This window comes from uncultured Algibacter sp., from assembly GCF_947490405.1.
Lineage (GTDB): Bacteria > Bacteroidota > Bacteroidia > Flavobacteriales > Flavobacteriaceae > Algibacter_B.
Genome location: NZ_CANLGU010000001.1, coordinates 100264 through 118792 on the forward strand (window position 1 = coordinate 100264; position 18529 = coordinate 118792).

Genomic DNA, 18529 nt, shown 5'->3' on the forward strand with positions numbered 1-18529 from the left:
CACAAATTATTTAGACCTAAACTCTTTGATTCTATTTTTTAGTCTTTCCACTACTTCTGGGTTCTGATCTGCTAAATTATTTTTTTCAAAAGGATCTTCTTCTATGTTGAACAATTGTACAACCTCTCCTTTCTTTCTTACCGAATCTGGTACGATAATTTTATACGGCGGAAAAATGGCCATGTTATAAAACATACTATTTTCAATTGTATCAAAATCATGTGCATATACTTCTCCAAAAATACCCTTACGCTCAGCTAATGCTTTTTCATCTAAAACACTTACTCCAGGTAAATTTTCAGGTTTTTCAATTCCTAAAACATCAAGTACTGTAGGCACCATATCTATACTACTTGTAATGGTTTTATCATCCATTTTAGGAGTAATTTTTCCTTTCCATTTGTACATAATTGGTGTGCGGATTCCCATATTATAAGGCGCACGTTTAGAATGTTTTAAGTATCCGCTTTTGTCAGGGTTTTGGGCCCAACCATTATCACATACATAAACAAAAAGTGTGTTTTCTGTTAAACCTTTGTTTTCAATTAAATCGAATAATTGTCCGCAAGTTTCATCAAACCACTCACACATTGCCCAATACTTTGCTAAATGCTCTGAATCTGTTTTCTTTTTATATTTTTCGAATAAATGTTGCGGAGGATTATGAGGTCTGTGTGGTAAAAATGGTGCGTACCATAAAAAGAACGGTTTCTTTTCTTTTAATGCTAAATCTACATAGCTGTTAATTGTATCTAAACCTTTTCTTCCAATTTCTAAACCATAATCACCATGCCTTCCACCACGCGTTGGATCTCCATGTGTCATACCATAATCAAACCCACCTATTTTGTGGTTACCGTGCCACCATTTACCTGTTTGAAATGACAGATAACCTTTTTCCTTAAGCATATCTGGGAGTGTGGTTTGTTTTTCAAAAGCTGAAATTACAGGTTTATAGGCTTCTGCTCTTGCTTTTCCACGGATATTTCCACGATCATAAACCTTATCATTTCCTAAGATTCCATGGTCTTTAGGATATAAGCCTGTAATGATTGTTGCCAAAGAAGGCGAACATAATGGCGTTGGCACATAGGATTGTGTGAAGGTTAAACTTTCTGAAGCAAATTTGTCTATCCTTGGAGTTTCTATATTTTCATCTCCCATGAAACTATAATCTGTCCACGATTGGTCATCTGATAATATGAATACAATGTTAGGTGGTGTTTGCTTTTTATTAGAAACACTTTCAGTTTCTTTTTTAGTTCCTTTTCCGCAAGAAACTAAGATACTTACTGCTAATATTCCTAAAGATATTTTTTTAATCATTTTCATTTTAGGTTAGATATATTAATTTTTGGTTTGTTTTATTATTGGTTTTGCTATTATACTTTCTTTTTTATTTCTTTTTATAGGTCCATTATCTCCTATAAGATACATTTTTCTAAAATCAGTACCATCCTCTTTTTGTGCAACAATGATTCTAGCATCGGGATGTGGATTATCGATAAGCGACGATATCACAAAACCGGAATTCTTTCTACTTAAAAAAACGGTGCTCTTTTTAAACGATTTTCCAGCATCAGAGCTATCCCATCTGCTTATTTCTCCAACATTACCTTTACTTTCATGTTCTAAATATAGGCTTACTTCAGTGGTAGATTTTACTTCTAAATCGCCATTACCGTTAGGAAGATCTGGATTCTCACTTTGTAACCACTCTTGTCCATCCCATCTAAAAAGTTGTAAACGTTTAGGACCACTTCTTTTTTCGCCTATGTCAGGCCCAACCAAAACACCAACATGTGGATTGCCATTGGGGTCAACATCTGCTACACCTTGAAACGTCCAATCGTTAGGTATTTCCTTTACCAATGTTTTTCTATCTGCCATTTCCTTGGTTAAAGGCATTTCTAAAGGTTCATTTTTAACATTTTTCCATTTTCTGGTTTTCGTATTAAAAACCATGTAATACAAATTATGTCTTTCTGGAATGTGTCCTCTTGCATCTTGAGCGTTTTTATTATCTCTACAAATATGGTAATCGAAAGCTATAATAATATCATCTCCATTACCTTTGCTTACCCAAGGATACCAAGAATCTTCGGCTTCAATATCAGTTCTTCTTTTATGCTTTAAAAAGGAAACTGGCTCTTCAAATGTTTTACCATTATCAGTTGATTTTTGATATACCCAGTTACTCCTATGTGCTCCATGACGATAAAACAAGTACATATCGCCATTATCCATTTTTACAAACTGACTGTAGGTTCCAAACAATGAAATATTATCTAATGTTTCCCAGTCAGAAATATCTAAAGGTTTTTTAGAAACTGCATGAATATTTTTTCCATAATGATGATTTCCTAAGGGATTTTCACCGTCTTCAGGTGTTCCTCCATGACCTCCAAAAGCAATGTGAATATATCCTGCATCATCAATAAGAATTGCAGGCTTACCATGATTGTCTATTTTTTTCTTTCGATTAGGATCTTTCCCCATTTGACTAACACCTGCTTTAAAAGGACCTTTCCATTCTTTTGTAGTATGATTATAGGAAGCTACATAAGGATCTTCTAATTCCCCTTGATAACAGACATAAGTAATTCCTTTATGATAGACTCCTGCAGGATGTTGCACCACAGCAACTGCATTTCCAAAACCATTGTCAGCAAAATATTCTGCATCATGTTTTTCAACACCATTGCTTTGTAAGTCTTTTTTAGTAGACTTACAGCTCAATAGAATGAAGCCTAAGAAAAATATAACAATAGATCGCTTATTAAGCATTGATACTGATTATTTTATGATTAGTTTTTTTGTAAATTGATTTCCTTGTTGTCCTTGAACAACTATAAAATAAATCCCACTTGTCATTTTTTGTTCTTGTGCATTTATTATTAACTTGTTTTGAGCCTTGTTATTAGTATAAATCCTTCTTCCAAGAACATTATAAATACTTAAGTTTTTCCAATTAGATTTATTCAATTTTACTGTAAATAAATGATTCGTTGGATTTGGAAATACATTTATGTTGAATTTATCTTCATTTTGAATGTCAGATACTGAAAGACTATTTAATTTTAATTCAAAGGAATCTAAATCAAAACCAAAATTTAATAAACTAAACCTCAGCACATGCTCTCCTGCTTCTAAATCAAAATTACCAATAGATTCTGTTAAGTATGCACCAGAACCTGTGTTGGTCAATATGATATCACTTAAAAAGGTCATATTTTCATCTGGAAAAGAAACTGTAAGTTGTTTAAATGCTGGACTTCTTCTTGTTTGGTGTGTTACCTCTAATTCATAATTTCCTGATTGGGTAACATCAATAGTATATTCTAACCACTCTCCATTTTTTATATCTCTCACAATTTGTCCGTTAGTACTAATATCAACCATTTCATTAGGTCTAAAGGATGAACTATTTTGATTTTTCTTATCCCAGTATGCAATATCAATACCACCATTATCATAGTGTTCAAATTCTATTTTTCCAGGAACTGGATGTGGTTTACTATCTGATCTGTAGGCCCATTGATTAGGCGTTAAAATAGTAAATGTTCTTTCCTCTATATTACCTCCAGCATCCTTTGCTTCTATTTTAAGTAAATATGAAAGTTCGGTCATATTTGTTAGTTCTGGTACTGAAGACCATATATAAGGAGCCTCTGTTAAAGCACCAACACTTACATTGTCTACATATAAAGTTGCTTCGATAAAATCGGTTCCAACAACAGCTTCAACTACTAAATCACTTCCTTTTAATATTTCTTGGTTATTTTCTAAATCTTTAAACCCTAATACTCTACTTAAATCAAGTGGCACCTCAATGATCTTTTGACCTTTTTTACTGGCATCGGCATCAAATGAATGTTCACCATAAGTTATGCTAGTTCCTTCTCCAATATATAGGGTAACAAAGGCTTTTTCTAGGTCTTGCTCATGACGAATAACTGCAAAATGCCCAGTAAATTCAACACCTATACTTGAAAGACTAAGTACTCTAGAAGCATCTTCTTGACAAATAATATAATCTTTAATAACCTTATCTCCAATTTGACTATTAACTATAGCTCCAACAATAACAGCTTCTCTGTACAAATGCTCTACAGATTTAACGCTTGTATTTGTAGATTTAGAAGGTTCGAAAATATGTACATACGGTTTATCCCATGCTTCCCCTTGTTGCCTAATAGCTACAATTTGTGTTTTCTTGTTAATATAACCCCCTTTAGCTTCTCTAGAAGCTGGTCCAAGTGCCTTAGTATACTCTCTAGCTACTCCAGATGGTGCAAACATATTCATATACGTGTTGGTTTCATTTAAATCAAACCGAACTTTTACTGCATCATTTATAACTTGTGTAACATTGGTATTTTCAAAAAATCGCCAACCTGGAGATTTTCTTAAATCTCCTATATCATTTTGGTATCTGGTTGTTGGAGAAACCGCCAATTCTACATCATCCATCGTCATAACATGAGTTACATCACCGATATTATGATATATATAATCATGAAAATTGTTTGCACCTAAAGATTTAGAACGAAACATATCAAAATAATAACCAGTAGTTTCACTAGTTCTAATAGTGCTTAGAGTTCTTTTCTGTTGATCGTTATTTACTGTATCATCCAAAAATTGAGTTGCAAAACTAAAATTAGGATTTATAGGGTCTTCCAGATGTTTTGGTTCAGCAGCTTCATTAACGGTTGTGTTCATCCATAAATAAGAATTTGAATTCCAAGACCCTGGTTGAATACCATGTGTAGTACCATTTACAATCATCGTATTATTTCCTGCGTGTCGCCAAAAATAATCTGTATGCTCTACTAATTTTCTTTCTGCAACAGTATTAGGTAATCCAGCTCCAGGAGCCATAATATAGTTGGCTCCATACAATTCCATAGTTATTCCTGTAACATGAGAATGAACATAATGTGCCCCACCAATAATACCCGTAAGACCATAATCTTCATTATTTTCTTTTACTAAATTACGTTGTAATGCAACTCCCGCATGTTTGATAATAACTGTTGGTTTTTCAAAATCAATTTCTCCATCAATAGTATCGGGTATATCTTCTGCCCAAAACAGTTGTTCAAAAGCATCAACGTTTTCATAAGTACTTATTCGTATGTTTGGAATGTAACCGCCAACAGCGTTATACCCTTGCCTTAAGGCTATTTCAGATTTTTGAACGTAGTCGCTTAGTCCCTTTCTAGATGCCAAATTATGCGTATATCTATAAATTTTTCTTGTTTGATCACTATATCTTTTAGAATCTCCAAAACGTACAAAAGTTCTATTAGGATGCCTTAAATTATCAAAGAGAAAGTTCCCATCTAATATATTGGTGTAATTATCCATTACATTCAATTCTGGTTTCAAACGATCCACTATATTAAGTACCATAGTTACATTGGGCATAAAACTGTAGCTCACAGGCTCAGGCCAAATACCTTGTTCTCCAAATATGGGTAAGATGGTTCTGGTAAAAGAGTTTTGACGCCTCGTTCCAATGTTCCAGAAAATGTTAAACATGCGTTCCCTTTCTGCATCATCTTCTACACAAAGTATCGTAAATAAAGACCCCGGAGCTGTTAAAATAGGATGGTTACTTACTGTTCTTCCATATCTATTATCTACACCCGTAAATTCTCCTAATGCATTCATTGCTATGTTGTGTACTGCTTCTTGCGCCATAACATTATCAAAAGGTATTTTATTTCCTGAAGATTTTTGATAGACTCTAGTTTCTGGTTCTTTTAAATAGTTTACCATAAAATCATAAGCGATAGCAAATTGTAAATACCCCGTACGAGGGTCTGCAAAATAATTACCACTCATAGCAGTCTTATCTGGCGTTCTTGAAGCAAGTTCTTCAATGTAATACCATAAAACATCTGCAGCAAATTGAGCATATTTCTCTTCTCCAGAAATATAATAAATCATAGCTGCGTATGATGCGTGATTCAAAATTGAAGCATGTCCTGAAATAGCAGAACCTGCATCTGCTTCTGATACATTATCGTCTGCTGCTAATGTTGGAATGGTATTGAGAAAAGCTGCCGGATCTGTAACGTGTGCATTTACTTTAGCATCTACAAGCCCTCTTACTTGAGATACAATAGTACTTGCCCATTCATGATTTTGAATTTTGTCTAAAATTGCTGGTTTTTCAGCAGCAGTTGTCCAAATAATAGGATGCTCTAAAGATTGCGCAGACAAAAACAACACTTTAACTAAGAATAATCCAAAGAGTATCTTTTTCATTTTTTTTGGTTTTAATTAATCTTAACAGGGCACAATGAGCTCAATGTTAATTATTCTCCCTTTTACTTCAATATTTTCAATAAGAAAAAACGGCTTCATCACTTTGATGTTCTGTATATTTTTATTCTATTGATATTTTAAAAATTTTATTGTTGTTTTTAACATTATTCCAATTCACAAATAAGGACACCGATCCTGATAAGGATGTATTTATTTTAGTTGGTTGCGCATCAGGTCCAAACTCTGTTGGTTTTTTCCATTTTGAGCCTACCGCAGGAATGGCATTAAAAAAATAAAACCCTTCCTTTTTAGGATATTCCCAATCTGCCATTTTTGCATTTTCACCATTTATAGGGTTTAATACCCCTAAAATGACATCGCTATTATTTTGAAAACCTACAGACACATTATCTTCCATATGAAATACAGCCCATTTCCAAGGTGCAAAACACCCTTCAAATTCTGGTTGATTATAAATTTCTCCAGGAATATTTATCTTTTTTTCTACTGCATGCACATTATAAATACCACCCTCTACACGATTTTTCCATATTCTTGTAGGGCCTTCTCCTAGCCAACGTTTACTTTTTATTGCTTTAGCGCTTACTTCCATACCAATTCCAGCATATTCATAAACACCTTCGTTTACCGCATATGTATAATCTAATTTTAATTCTCCTGTTGGTTTAATCGTCCATCTAATAGATTCAAAACCTTTTTGGTTTTTACTTTCAATAATAAAACGATCATCCCTATTTTTAATTGAAGCCTTTATCGGAAGCTTATTATTAGATTTTACTTTTAGCGTGTCAGCCCTTTTTATATCAACAAAAGGGAAATTTTTAATACTCGTTGCTTTTCCTTTTACAGCCACTGTTTTTAAAACCCCTGTATATTCATCAAACAAAATTGTGGTATCCCCGATATAAAAAAGAAAGGGATTCTTTTCGTCTTGGATTACTGTATTTCGTATTGATGTTTGAAAAAAGACTGTTTCTTTTTCAAGTTGTAATCGTTTTTCATAGACTAACAGACCTTTATTATCAAAAACTTCAATAATTAAAGCATCGAATTTAGGGAGGTTTTTTGGTAAATCTGTCCTTAACTGTCCTGATTCATTTGGTAAAATATAAGGCGAATTAACATTTCCTGATGCTACGGTTCTAAATCCTGATGCCGATGTGTTTGGAGTTTCAAAAGCAATGAGTTTCCAATTGATTTTACATTCATTTAAATTCACAAAATCAAACTTATTCTCAATAGTTAATTCGCCATTAAACCGTGATGTTATTTTATCTTCTTTAATTTGTACTGACGACCAAATTTCTCTTACCGCATAATAACTGCCATCTTTTTCTCCATTGGGTCCAACAATACCATCTGGTGCATTGTTCCCTTGATGAAAAGGTTGATTATTCATATCGGTTCTTCGCAAACCTTCATCAAAAAGTGCCCAAATCATCAACCCTCCACCAACTTTAGATTTTTCAATGGCATCCCAGTAGGTTTTTAGGTTTGCACCGCCGCCGCCATCATAAAGCGCATGTAAGGCCTCATTGGGTAACACTATATGGTTTTCTTTAAACAAACGTTGCTTTAATAAAGTATAAGAAGGATAAAAATTGGTTTTTATAATATCGAAATCAGGAGAATAGTTTTGATAAATGTCGCCTGTTTTGGTCTCATTTTTTAAAGGTCTTCTTTTCTGAATATCCCACTTAAAAAAAGCGGCATCAAATTTGGGATTATGTGCCAAATGGTTACCATTACTCCAAAGCACAACCGATGGATGATTGACATCTCTTACAACAAGTTCTTTTACAATTTTACTCCCAATTGCATCGGGATAGGGATGCCTCCAACCAGGTAATTCGTCCATTGCCATTAGCCCTAAAGAATCGCATAGGTCTAAAAACTCAGCATCTGGCGGGTAATGACAAATACGCACGGTATTAAAATTCATCTCCTGCATCAGTTTTACATTATCTAGCATATCTTGCCTAGTTAATGTGCGCCCTGTCTCAGGCCTAAAACTGTGCATGTTTGCTCCTTTTAATAAAATGCGTTTGCCATTGAGGTAAAAACCGTCATGGTCGCGCACTTCAAAGGTTCTGAATCCAAACTTTTGTTTGTAGCTATGTATTGTTTTCTTTTTTTGTTTTAAAGACACCTCAACACTATACAGGTTTGGATACTCATGAGACCATGCTGCAATACCTTTTAAAGTGGTTTCTAAATGTCCTTTATTTTTAGAAACTTTTCCAGAAAATGACTTTCCTACTTTTTGATTGTTACTGTCGTAAACCTGCGCTGTTAATGCTATATTTTCTATAGAGGTATCTGTAAAAACATCCATTTTAAAATTACCATTCATTTGCGCATCAATAGCAACACGATCTATAAAATTTACTGGCAGTTCTTCAATATAAACAGGTCTAAAAATACCCCCAAACAACCAGTAATCTGCAATACGCTCTGCTTTTACCACTTGTGGATGCGTTGCTGGTTTTAAAACTTTAACGTCTAAACGGTTGTCTCCTGTTTTTAAAAAATTAGTGATTTCATATTTGAATTCTGTAAAGCCTCCTATGTGCGTATCTCCTATTTGTTGTCCATTTAATTTGACTGTTGTTTCGGTCATAGCTCCCTGAAAAACAATAAAATAACGTTTATCTGATTTTAAATTGAATTTAAAGTCATGACGGTACAACCCCATTTCTGGTCTTGTTTTATAATCTTTGTGGTCTTTGCCATAGGTATAATAGCCAAAACCTTTGGTTTCCCAATTTGATGGCACAGGAATGCTGGTCCAGTATCCGCTATTACGACCTTCAGACATTTTAAAGTCCCAGTCTACAGCGGTATCAGCATAGGTACCTGACAAGTAGGTTTTATTTTGTGCAATTAAACTTCTAAAAAACAAAAAGTTGATTAGGACAAAATAACCTATATACCTACTGGTTTTCATGATTAAACTTATTTTATATGCTTTAATTTAAACACATTAATTCTCACGGGCCCTAATAAACCAGACATTTTTAATTCATCATCTTTTTTCCAATGTTTCCAAGAGGAAAAGGTTTGTCTTTTGGAATCACGAGATTCAGGATGTGACAACCAACTAGGAATTGCCTTGGTTTTATTACCTTGGCGTTGGTAATCTAAAGGTTCTTTTTCGTCGCCAATTAAGCGGTTTACCCATAAATTCGTGATTTTTATTTTTAAACTATTGTTGCCTTTTTTCACATAATCATCAATAGCGACTCTAAAAGGTGCTTTCCATAAGGTACTTACCTTTTTACCGTTTATAAACACTTCGGCTACAATAGCTACACTACCTAAATCCAATTCAAAAGCATTCTCTTTACATAACTGTTTTTTAGATAGGGTGAATTCTTTTTCATAAATGGCAGTTCCTGAAAAATGTTGGATTTCTTCTTCAGTTGCTTCCGACCAAGACGATAATGTTTTAAAATGCTTCTTTAGTGCTGGACCGTTTTTTAAAGGAAATGTAATGTCCCAATCTTCAGACAGGTCTATTGGCTGTGGAACCTTAACCTTTATTTCTTTAGATTTTCCTGATGCCTTTGTATACGATAAGCTTCCTGAAAAAGGTGTTTTCCAAATGGTATTACCATTACCTTTATATATTTCTGATGAAGGTATAGACCTACTTAAATTCAAAAATTCTCCTTCTGGAATTATAGTTGTTCTTGAATTCCCATCGGTTTCAAATGTAATTTTCAGAAAATTATTAGCATTTTTTAATGCTTTTCCATTTACCAATTCATCTGAAACTTTGATATTCAAGTTTCCAAAAGTCACTTGTTTTTCGATGTCTTTAGTGATATCAAAAGCTTCAAAGTTTTTAGGCACACCTTTGGTTTCTGCTTTAAATTTACCAAACACCGCAGAAATTATTTTGAGGGGTTGATTGCCTGCATCAATTTTAACAAACTCTCGTTCTTCGGCATGAATGTGTTCTACTTTATCACCAATTTGATATTCCATTCGAAACTCCTTGACATACCCCATTGCTGGGTCGCAGTCGCAAAAGGCTCTAGACATCTGAAAATTTAATGTTCCACCATTTACCTTTGTAGCTACTTTATCCGTAATATCTACTAAACCTTCTTGTAAAAAATTACCATATTCTGCTTTAATGATTTTTAAGTTAGATAGTGGTGTTGGTGTTGATTTTTCTAATTTTACATCAGCTTCAACAATGTAATTTTTATCTACTGAATTTTCTTTAAACACTACAAAAACAGCCTGTTCACTATCTAAAACAATAGGAATATTTACAGTACCATCATCATTACTTTTCCAAACGGCTACTTTTTTAATGTCTCCAGTTTCAGCATTCCAAATTTCAGGCAATTTGTTTGCAACTTTAAAGCGTCCCGTAAATGCTACTTTTTCCTTTTTGGCATTGGCTATAAAATAGATATCAGCGTCCTTTGTTTTTCTGTGAATAAACCCAATGTCTTCCCTATTCGCCTCGGCAATAGAAAAATCTGGAACAATCTTCTTTTCATTTAAAAATTCAGCAATTGAAATAGCTTTTATCAAACCTTTATCCCAAAGTGCATTGGCTGTTGTTTTTATATGAACATCACTTTCAAGGTAATTGCTCAAACTTGGCGAACGCTTTGGTTTATTACCAATAATTTTTGCGCCTTTTTTAACTAGAGCATCTATTATCTTTAGTGTTTTAGGTGTTATCCAATCGCTTTCTGGTAAACTCAATACTTCGTATGCTACTCCAAATTTGGTAACGATTTTTCCATTTTTCACAGATAATTCTGCCAATTTATTAGCTCCAATTAAATCATAATCATAACCAGATTTCTTTAATTCAGGTAATAAAAAAGCGGTGTTTGGAGAAGAATCTCCAGTAAACATCAAAACATCTGCAACATTAGTCCCCTGTTGTAATAAATATTGCGATTTGGCGATATAATCTAAATACGATTTGCTTTGTGTCCACCAAGTGTTCAAGCGGTTTAAATCAAAACCGTGATAACTTAGTGCCATGCCTGGTCCAATATCCCAAGGTTGATGCACATAGGTGTGAAATATAAAACGGGTAATGCCTTCTGCCCAAGCTTTATCTCCAATAGATTTAATGGTTGCAGGGTGTTTGTCCCAGCCCCCAATGCCGGTAAAAGATTCTGCTCCAACAATGCTGCTTCCGTTTAAATGGGCTATAGAAGATACAAATTTTGATGAATCAAAAAACGGATAACCTCCACTCCAAAACTCGCACATCACAATATCGCCTTTGGCGCCAACTTGCATATTATCAAAAGGTCCCCAATAGGGTTCTACAGAAAATTTTAATTTGTTTTTATGGCATAATTCTGCAAAATGACCATAGTAGTTTTCAGCAATTAAATCGCCTATAGTTCTTCTAAAATCCCATTGAAAACGCTCAGTAATTTCGCCACTTTCTACATAATAACCTGCTAAAGTTGGTAAATACGGTGTTAAATCATAACCTCGTAATTTTTTAAATTGATGCTCAAAACCAGTGGTCCAATTTTGCGACCCTACTTCGTAACTATCAATCAAACAATTATTTACAGTACTCACTACTAAGTCTCCTAATTTATTTAAAATGGGCTGCACACCTTTGTTCCAATAATCATCTAGAGCAGCTGTAGACATTTTATCGACCTCTAAACCATGTCCACCATCTACTGCGGGTCTGTTTTTTGCACCATTAGGCGTATGTCCTATTCGTAAAATAACCCATTCACCTTTTGGAACGTTCCATTCTAAAATACCATTTTCAGAAAATTTAGACGTAATGTCAATGATACTTTCCTTTTGTATAATGGCTGCATTTGGAATTTCTTTGGTATCTGGCAACAAATGATTTCTGATTCTATCTGATAATATTTTATAATCTAATCCATCAATTTTTACAGACGTCTTAGGCTTTGGAAACGCCAAAACAGCGATATCTTGGTAATAACTGAATTTGGTTTTTGGCTTAGGGAGTTCTGTTTTCAATACATTACCACCATCAACAACAAGCTCACTAAAAACTACAGTTTGCATAGCATTTTCTTCGGTAACCCAAGGACCACCAGAAGAGGACCAACCTGCACTGTTATGAAATGCCAAGTCTAAATCTAATCGTTTTGCTTCTGAAGCTGCAAAATGAAATAAATCCAGCCATTCTTCACTCAAATAGGTAACGCCACCTTTTGGAAAACCCAAATGCACATTAAACAATTGTGCTTCTTGAATGCCCACTTGTTTCATGGCTTCTAAGTCTTTTGTGATGCCTGATTTGGAAACATTTCCACTAATCCAATGCCACCAAGTTCTGGCTTTGGCTTGGTTTGGTGGGGTTATAAATCCATATTCTAAATCTGAACCCACTTCTTGTGCAAAAAGTGTTATAAAACAAAATAAGACCGTGAATAATGTACTTACTGTTTTCTTCATTTTTATTTTTTTGTAATTAATTTTGATGTTGTAATTGTAATTGGCCCTAACAAACCTGATGGCAATAATTTATCTGTTGCTTTTTGAAATGAATAAGCGCTAAAGGTTTTTCTAGGTCCTTCCGGAAGGGGTTCATTATTTCTAAACCATTCTGGCATTTTTATCATATCGCCTCTAAAATTAGAAGGTCCAAAACCCAATTTATTTCTCCTTACATCATACCCAGTTTGGTTGGGTAATTTTTCATCTCCAATTAAACGATTAGTCCATTGGTTGGTTACTTCAACAACCAACTCATTTTCACCTTCTTTTAAGGCTGAAGTTACATCAAGACTGTAAGGTGCTAACCAACTTACGCCAATCTCTTTTCCGTTAAGCATTACTTTTGCAATAACTTGAACGTCTCCAAGGTTTAACGTAAACGCTTTATCTTCTTGTAAAAATCCTTTTTGAATATTGAACGTTGTTTGATAAATAGCTGTACCTGAATAATGCTTAATGCCTTCGTCTTTATGGGTTGTCCAATCAAATAACGTATTGGTTTTTATTTGTGCTTTGTGATGATCTTGTTCGCGGAAATCGATAGTCAATGCGTTGGCAATTGCAACAGGATTAGGAATATCGGTAACGTTTATATTCCATTTTTCAGTATTGTTAATTAAGCTTGAATAGTTTCCGTTTTCGAAAACTTCCATCTTCAATTTTTGACCGTTTTGATTTACTGAAAACAAAGGTTTTTTTGAAGCATTTGTTTCAATAGCAGTAATTTTAGTCGCTTTTTTTGAAGACTTTTGAAACACGACAAACACCGATTCTTGTGGTTTTAAATCAATCGACACATTTGTTCTTCCATCTTTATGAGAATAAGCTGCCAATTCAACAATTTCTCCACTAGTACTTTTCCATAATTCTGGCACTTTTCCATCAATTAAAAAACTACACTCTAAAGTTTCAGATTCCGTTAAATTATGATTGTAGATAAAATAAATATCTTCGTTTTCGGTTCTTCTATGGTAATAGTTAAAATCGGGTTGACCTTTAACAATAAGATCTTTTTGGATGTTATTTGTTTTGAAAATGTTTTCCCATTCAAAAGCAGTATATGTTTTTTTGCTTGACCAAATCGCTTCGATTAATTCGTTAAACGTTTCTTGATTTTCCTGTGATTTTTGATAACCTCCTAAACGTTTCGGCTTTTTCCCGATAATAATTGCACCTTGTTTACTTAATTCCCAAATACCCTTTACAGTTGCTAAAGTCATTACATCGGTATTAGGCAAAACCAAAGCATTGTACGTAATCCCATTAGGTAATTTCAACTTGCCGTTTTCTACCGTTAATCGGTTTACAATAACTTCAGCATTTACACAATCGTATTTATAAGCTTTAGGCAATTGTGGTTTAATTTGTTTACGATGTATTACATGATTTGGAGCTCTATCTCCAACAAAAAACAACAAATCTACCACTGGATTTCCTTGACGTAACATGTACGAACCTCTTGCCAAATAATTGAACCACTCTGGCCCTGCATTGTCCCACCATGTTTGCGTTCTATCTATATGAGAACCTACAAAACTCATAGACATGCCTGGTTCTACATGTGTATTGGATTGGTGTGCAAAACGATGAAACATATATTCGTTAATACCGTTTGTCCACTCGTAATCACCTTTTTGTTTGGCTAACGCTGGATGAAAACTCCAGTTTAATTTGGTACTTGTAAAAGCTTCCGCAGAAATGACATTTTTCCCATAAATATGTCCTGATGACACGGCTGCTCTTTTATGATTGTTTGGTTTCCCCAACCAAAATTCTCCCATAGGAATATCTGCACTTCTACCTGCATCTAAACTATTAAAAGGCCCTACAAAACCGTAAGGTTCTATATAAGACAACAATCCATCTTCGTGACATAATTCTGTGAAGTAATCGAAATAATTGGTTACCATTAAATCGCTAACCAAACGTTTCATATCCCAAAACACATCTTCTACTGTTGCTACATCTTCTACATATTTACCTGCAAATAATGGTAAAAAGGGCACAAAATCGTAGTTGTATTTCTCTTTAAATATAATTTCCATGTCGTCTGTCCAGTTTTGTGGCCCTACTTCATAACTATCAATTTCTACATACTGCAAAGCGTTTGGAGCATCAATTTTGGCTTGTTTTACCAATTTACCCACAAAAGCATCATAGTGAATTTTTAAAGCTTTTTTACTGAATTTATCAATCTCTAATCCTGTTCCTGCATCAGAAGCAGGCTCGTTTGTTGCTCCAGAAGCTGTAAAACCAAATCGCATAATGGTCCAGTTTCCTTCGGGTAAACTCGTTTTTAAAACACCATTATCGTCCATTTTATCAGTTAGTACGACAATGTCTTTTTTATGAATAAACGTTTCCTTATCAGGATTTCCGGTAGGACGTTTGCGTCTTCTGTAGGAAGTAAATTCTAGTTCGTTTCCTAAGCTATAATTCGCTAAAAGTTTCATTTCATAAATACCAGTATCTAAGTCTGTAACCAATCTAAAATAGCGTGCAGTAACAGGTTTAAACTGTTCTTTAAAATAACATTCGTCTTTTCCAATACGTTCTTCATTGGGTTTACGAACTAAAATGAAATGTATACCATCGTCTGATTTTAACAAACTAAATCTTCCTTTTCTTTTATTAATAAAAATAGACAACGAACGTATGGTGTGTGGTTTACCATAATCGAACTGAATCCATTCTTTTTGCTTTAAATCTGCGTGCGTATTGGTTTGTTTATCGGTTGCTAATTTTGCATTAAACGCCTTATCTGAAGAAGTAATTATAGGCTCTACTTCTGCGTCTATTAATTCCGTTTTTAATGAAGGATACGCAACCACAGCAATATCTTTATAAAAATTGTGTCTTGAAGGTGGTTGTTCAAGTTTGGTGTTTATTTGACCTCCCTTTACAATCTGCTCACTATGTACCACAACTTTCATGGCGTTTTCTGGAGTAACCCAAGGACCACCACTAGACGTCCATCCATCGCAGTTATGCACACCAAAACTCAATCCTAATTTTTCGCACTCTTTGGCTGCGTGTCTTAAAATATCTCTATGTTCTTGCGAATTGTATTTTACATCGCCTTCTGGCAAACCCATAGAAACGTTAAATACCAAAACACCTCCAATACCCGCTTCTTTTATGGCTTTTAAATCTTTAGTAAACCCTTCTTTAGACATGTTATCACTATTTACATGATACCAAGTTCTCGGTTTTGATTCGTCAGGCGGATTTTGAAATCCTTTTGCTAATTCTTTTGTTGTTTTTACTTCCTTTTTAATGTTTTGACATTTTACTGCAAAAGCAAATGTGAACAACATTAGTATATAAAATACAACTGTCTTTTTCATCCTTTTTTTAATTTCTTTTTAATTGTAATTGAACCGTTTTTCCTACTTGTTCTTCTTGAGGTAAATGAATTATAAAATGAGTTTTACCATTGATGTATTTACTATTTTCAATACTATAATTCCCCTTAATAGATACGCCAATTTTAGTGAGCTTTTGAGAAGGATCGCTAATTGCAAAATCTAAATAATCTGATTTTTCTTCTAATAATATCACACAAGGTGCGTCTACAGAAATTCCTCCTTTAATTGTAGCTGTTCCTTTTTTATAAAATACAATACCAGCTTTTTTTTCATCAGACGAAACAACAGACTGCTGCACTTTGGTATTCACAATTTTAAAAGGATTGCTTTTGTACAAGCTCTTCATTTTTTCTTCAGAAGCATTTGGCACTAAAATGTAACTATAAGAGGCATTTTTAGGTTTTGCGCCATGAGACAACCACAATTTAAAAATATGCTCTGTTAAAAGTATTGGACGGTAACGTTCTGCCACATTATTCCAACTTCCAACTAGTATATTCGTTGCTAAATTGGCTTTCTGGTTTTTAGGAAAAAAATAGCCGATGCTATCGTGTAACACCCAATCTAAATCTGCATTTTTTTGTTTATGTACCGCTTTCTGAATATTACCTGCTTTACTGACAACAACATTGCCTTTTAAAAAGGATTGGTTAATTGCTGAAGTGATTTCAGCATTTTTATCCGATGAAATATCACTTCCCAAACACACGATAGCGTCATCAAACATAAACCAAGATTTTTTAGCCTTTACCCCATCTCTATCATAATCCATTACTGCAATGCCATTTTCTCCATTGGTGACACCGCCAACAAATTCACCATTGGTTTTAAAATCTCTAAATTTAATAATAGGCAGTTTTTCTGTATCCTGCAAAATGGTTGTTCCAGGTAGTTTTTTCCAATCCCAAAACGGAAATACATTTTGATAAGCTTTATTATTAACCGCTAATAAAGCAACCCCATCTCCCATATAATAACCTTGGATATTTTCGCTATTTACAGATTCTGTGCCCACCACTCTTTGAGAACTCATTTTAACAGAAAAGTAAAAGTTTTTACGACGGTGTACATGAAAATCTGATTTCCAAAAGTGTTTGTTTCCTGATAACATTTTAGTATCTAAAGCTTTATCATATTCTTCTGAAAAGGCTTTATCTAACTGTTTCATCTGCTCTAAACAGACTTTTAAGCGTGCTGCTTTCTTTTGCTGTTCATCTTTATAGAGATGTCTTCCTAAGGCGTTAACATCATAAGAATTGTTCCAATGTATCCATTGTTGACCCTCTAAAACGTAGTTTCTTAAAACAGCTATTTTATGTTTTTCAAATTGAAAAGGAGTATCATTTACAAACGCATAGCATTGTATCATATTTTCTAAATACCACAGCCCATAATTGCCAAATTGCAATTGTGCACCGTGTTCGTGATATGACCAATCAGATTTAATCCCAACATTTTTAGCTACTTTTAATTCTTCTTGAATGGCTTTACTTGCCTTGGCTACAGTTTCTGCATCTCGCAATAACAACGATTTTAAAAGTACGTTGGTGGCCAACCACACTTTATTTTGCCCAGACATTTTTATTTTAGCACGATTGGCGAGCACAATACCTTTATCTAATTGCGTTTTGGTCAATTCACTTTCCATTAGCAACAGCGTTGGTAATAAAAATTTAGGTACACCAATATGTTGATCGTGCCAATTGGCACTCAAAAAATCATGCTTTAACCAATAGTCTAAACTTTTGTGTATTTTTTTTGAAAGCGTTTTATCCTTATACAATTTAGAACTTTTAGTATTGTAACTAATAGCTAAGGTTTGCAGATATTTTAAATGATTTTTTACAGGCCACTCACTCTTTATTTTAGTGGTATAATCTATAGTTTTCCAAGAACCATCTTCCTGAAGGATTGACAATAGATGGTCTACTGTTTGCTGTTCTGGTTTGTCTTGCAAGTAATAATTTAAAACATTTTCATGCAATTGTGTTAGTTCTTCTGGGTAAGAGACCACTGTATCATTTTTCATTTTTGAATCTGCACAATTACATAGCATAGTTGCTATAAGTGCGATAAAAAAACGTGTAACGTATAACTTCATGAAAAAGGTGTTCTTTTGTGCGATGTTCGCTTTTAGTAAGCTAATGCATTTTTCTATTGTTATTTTTTAGTTGTAGAAGTACGCTATTAAAAGTATTGTCTTTGAACAATTTATCAATATAGAATAGACCTTTTTCTTTAGCTTAACTAGTTAGTAATACATCTAGTTTTTTTAAAATAAAACTAATCTATTTATACATATTAATTTTTTAAATTCAGAAGTATTTACTTGCCGTCATTATTAGAACTAAACTTAAATAACAAAATATTTATAAGTAACA

The 18529-nt window shown here is 33.8% G+C and carries 7 protein-coding genes; all 7 read right to left on the bottom strand.

Annotated features, from left to right (window positions below; all coding sequences use genetic code 11):
- Positions 1–6 precede the first annotated feature (6 nt).
- The 7 genes from Q0772_RS00480 to Q0772_RS00510 all read right to left on the bottom strand — a co-directional run bounded on the left by Q0772_RS00480 (position 7) and on the right by Q0772_RS00510 (position 18249).
- Entirely contained in the window at positions 7–1326 is a 1320-nt protein-coding gene (locus tag Q0772_RS00480; protein WP_298338667.1) for a sulfatase-like hydrolase/transferase, read from the bottom strand.
- Positions 1327–1347: 21 nt separating this feature from the next.
- Positions 1348–2787, bottom strand: coding sequence for a BNR-4 repeat-containing protein (locus tag Q0772_RS00485; RefSeq protein ID WP_298338670.1), 1440 nt, complete (start codon positions 2785–2787; stop codon positions 1348–1350).
- Between the two features lie 9 nt (positions 2788–2796).
- Positions 2797–6279, bottom strand: coding sequence for a T9SS type A sorting domain-containing protein (locus Q0772_RS00490; protein WP_298338672.1), 3483 nt, complete (start codon positions 6277–6279; stop codon positions 2797–2799).
- Between the two features lie 121 nt (positions 6280–6400).
- A complete protein-coding gene (locus Q0772_RS00495) occupies positions 6401–9247 on the bottom strand; it encodes a glycoside hydrolase family 2 TIM barrel-domain containing protein (RefSeq protein WP_298338675.1) in 2847 nt (948 codons plus the stop codon).
- A gap of 8 nt (positions 9248–9255) precedes the next feature.
- Complete coding sequence (locus tag Q0772_RS00500) at positions 9256–12738, bottom strand: glycosyl hydrolase (RefSeq protein WP_298338678.1); 3483 nt, start codon at positions 12736–12738, stop codon at positions 9256–9258.
- Between the two features lie 2 nt (positions 12739–12740).
- On the bottom strand, positions 12741–16127 hold the full coding sequence (locus tag Q0772_RS00505) for a glycosyl hydrolase (RefSeq protein ID WP_298338682.1): 3387 nt from the start codon (positions 16125–16127) through the stop codon (positions 12741–12743).
- A 7-nt stretch (positions 16128–16134) separates the two neighbouring features.
- On the bottom strand, positions 16135–18249 hold the full coding sequence (locus Q0772_RS00510; RefSeq protein ID WP_298338685.1) for a polysaccharide lyase family 8 super-sandwich domain-containing protein: 2115 nt from the start codon (positions 18247–18249) through the stop codon (positions 16135–16137).
- Between the last annotated feature and the right edge of the window lie 280 nt (positions 18250–18529).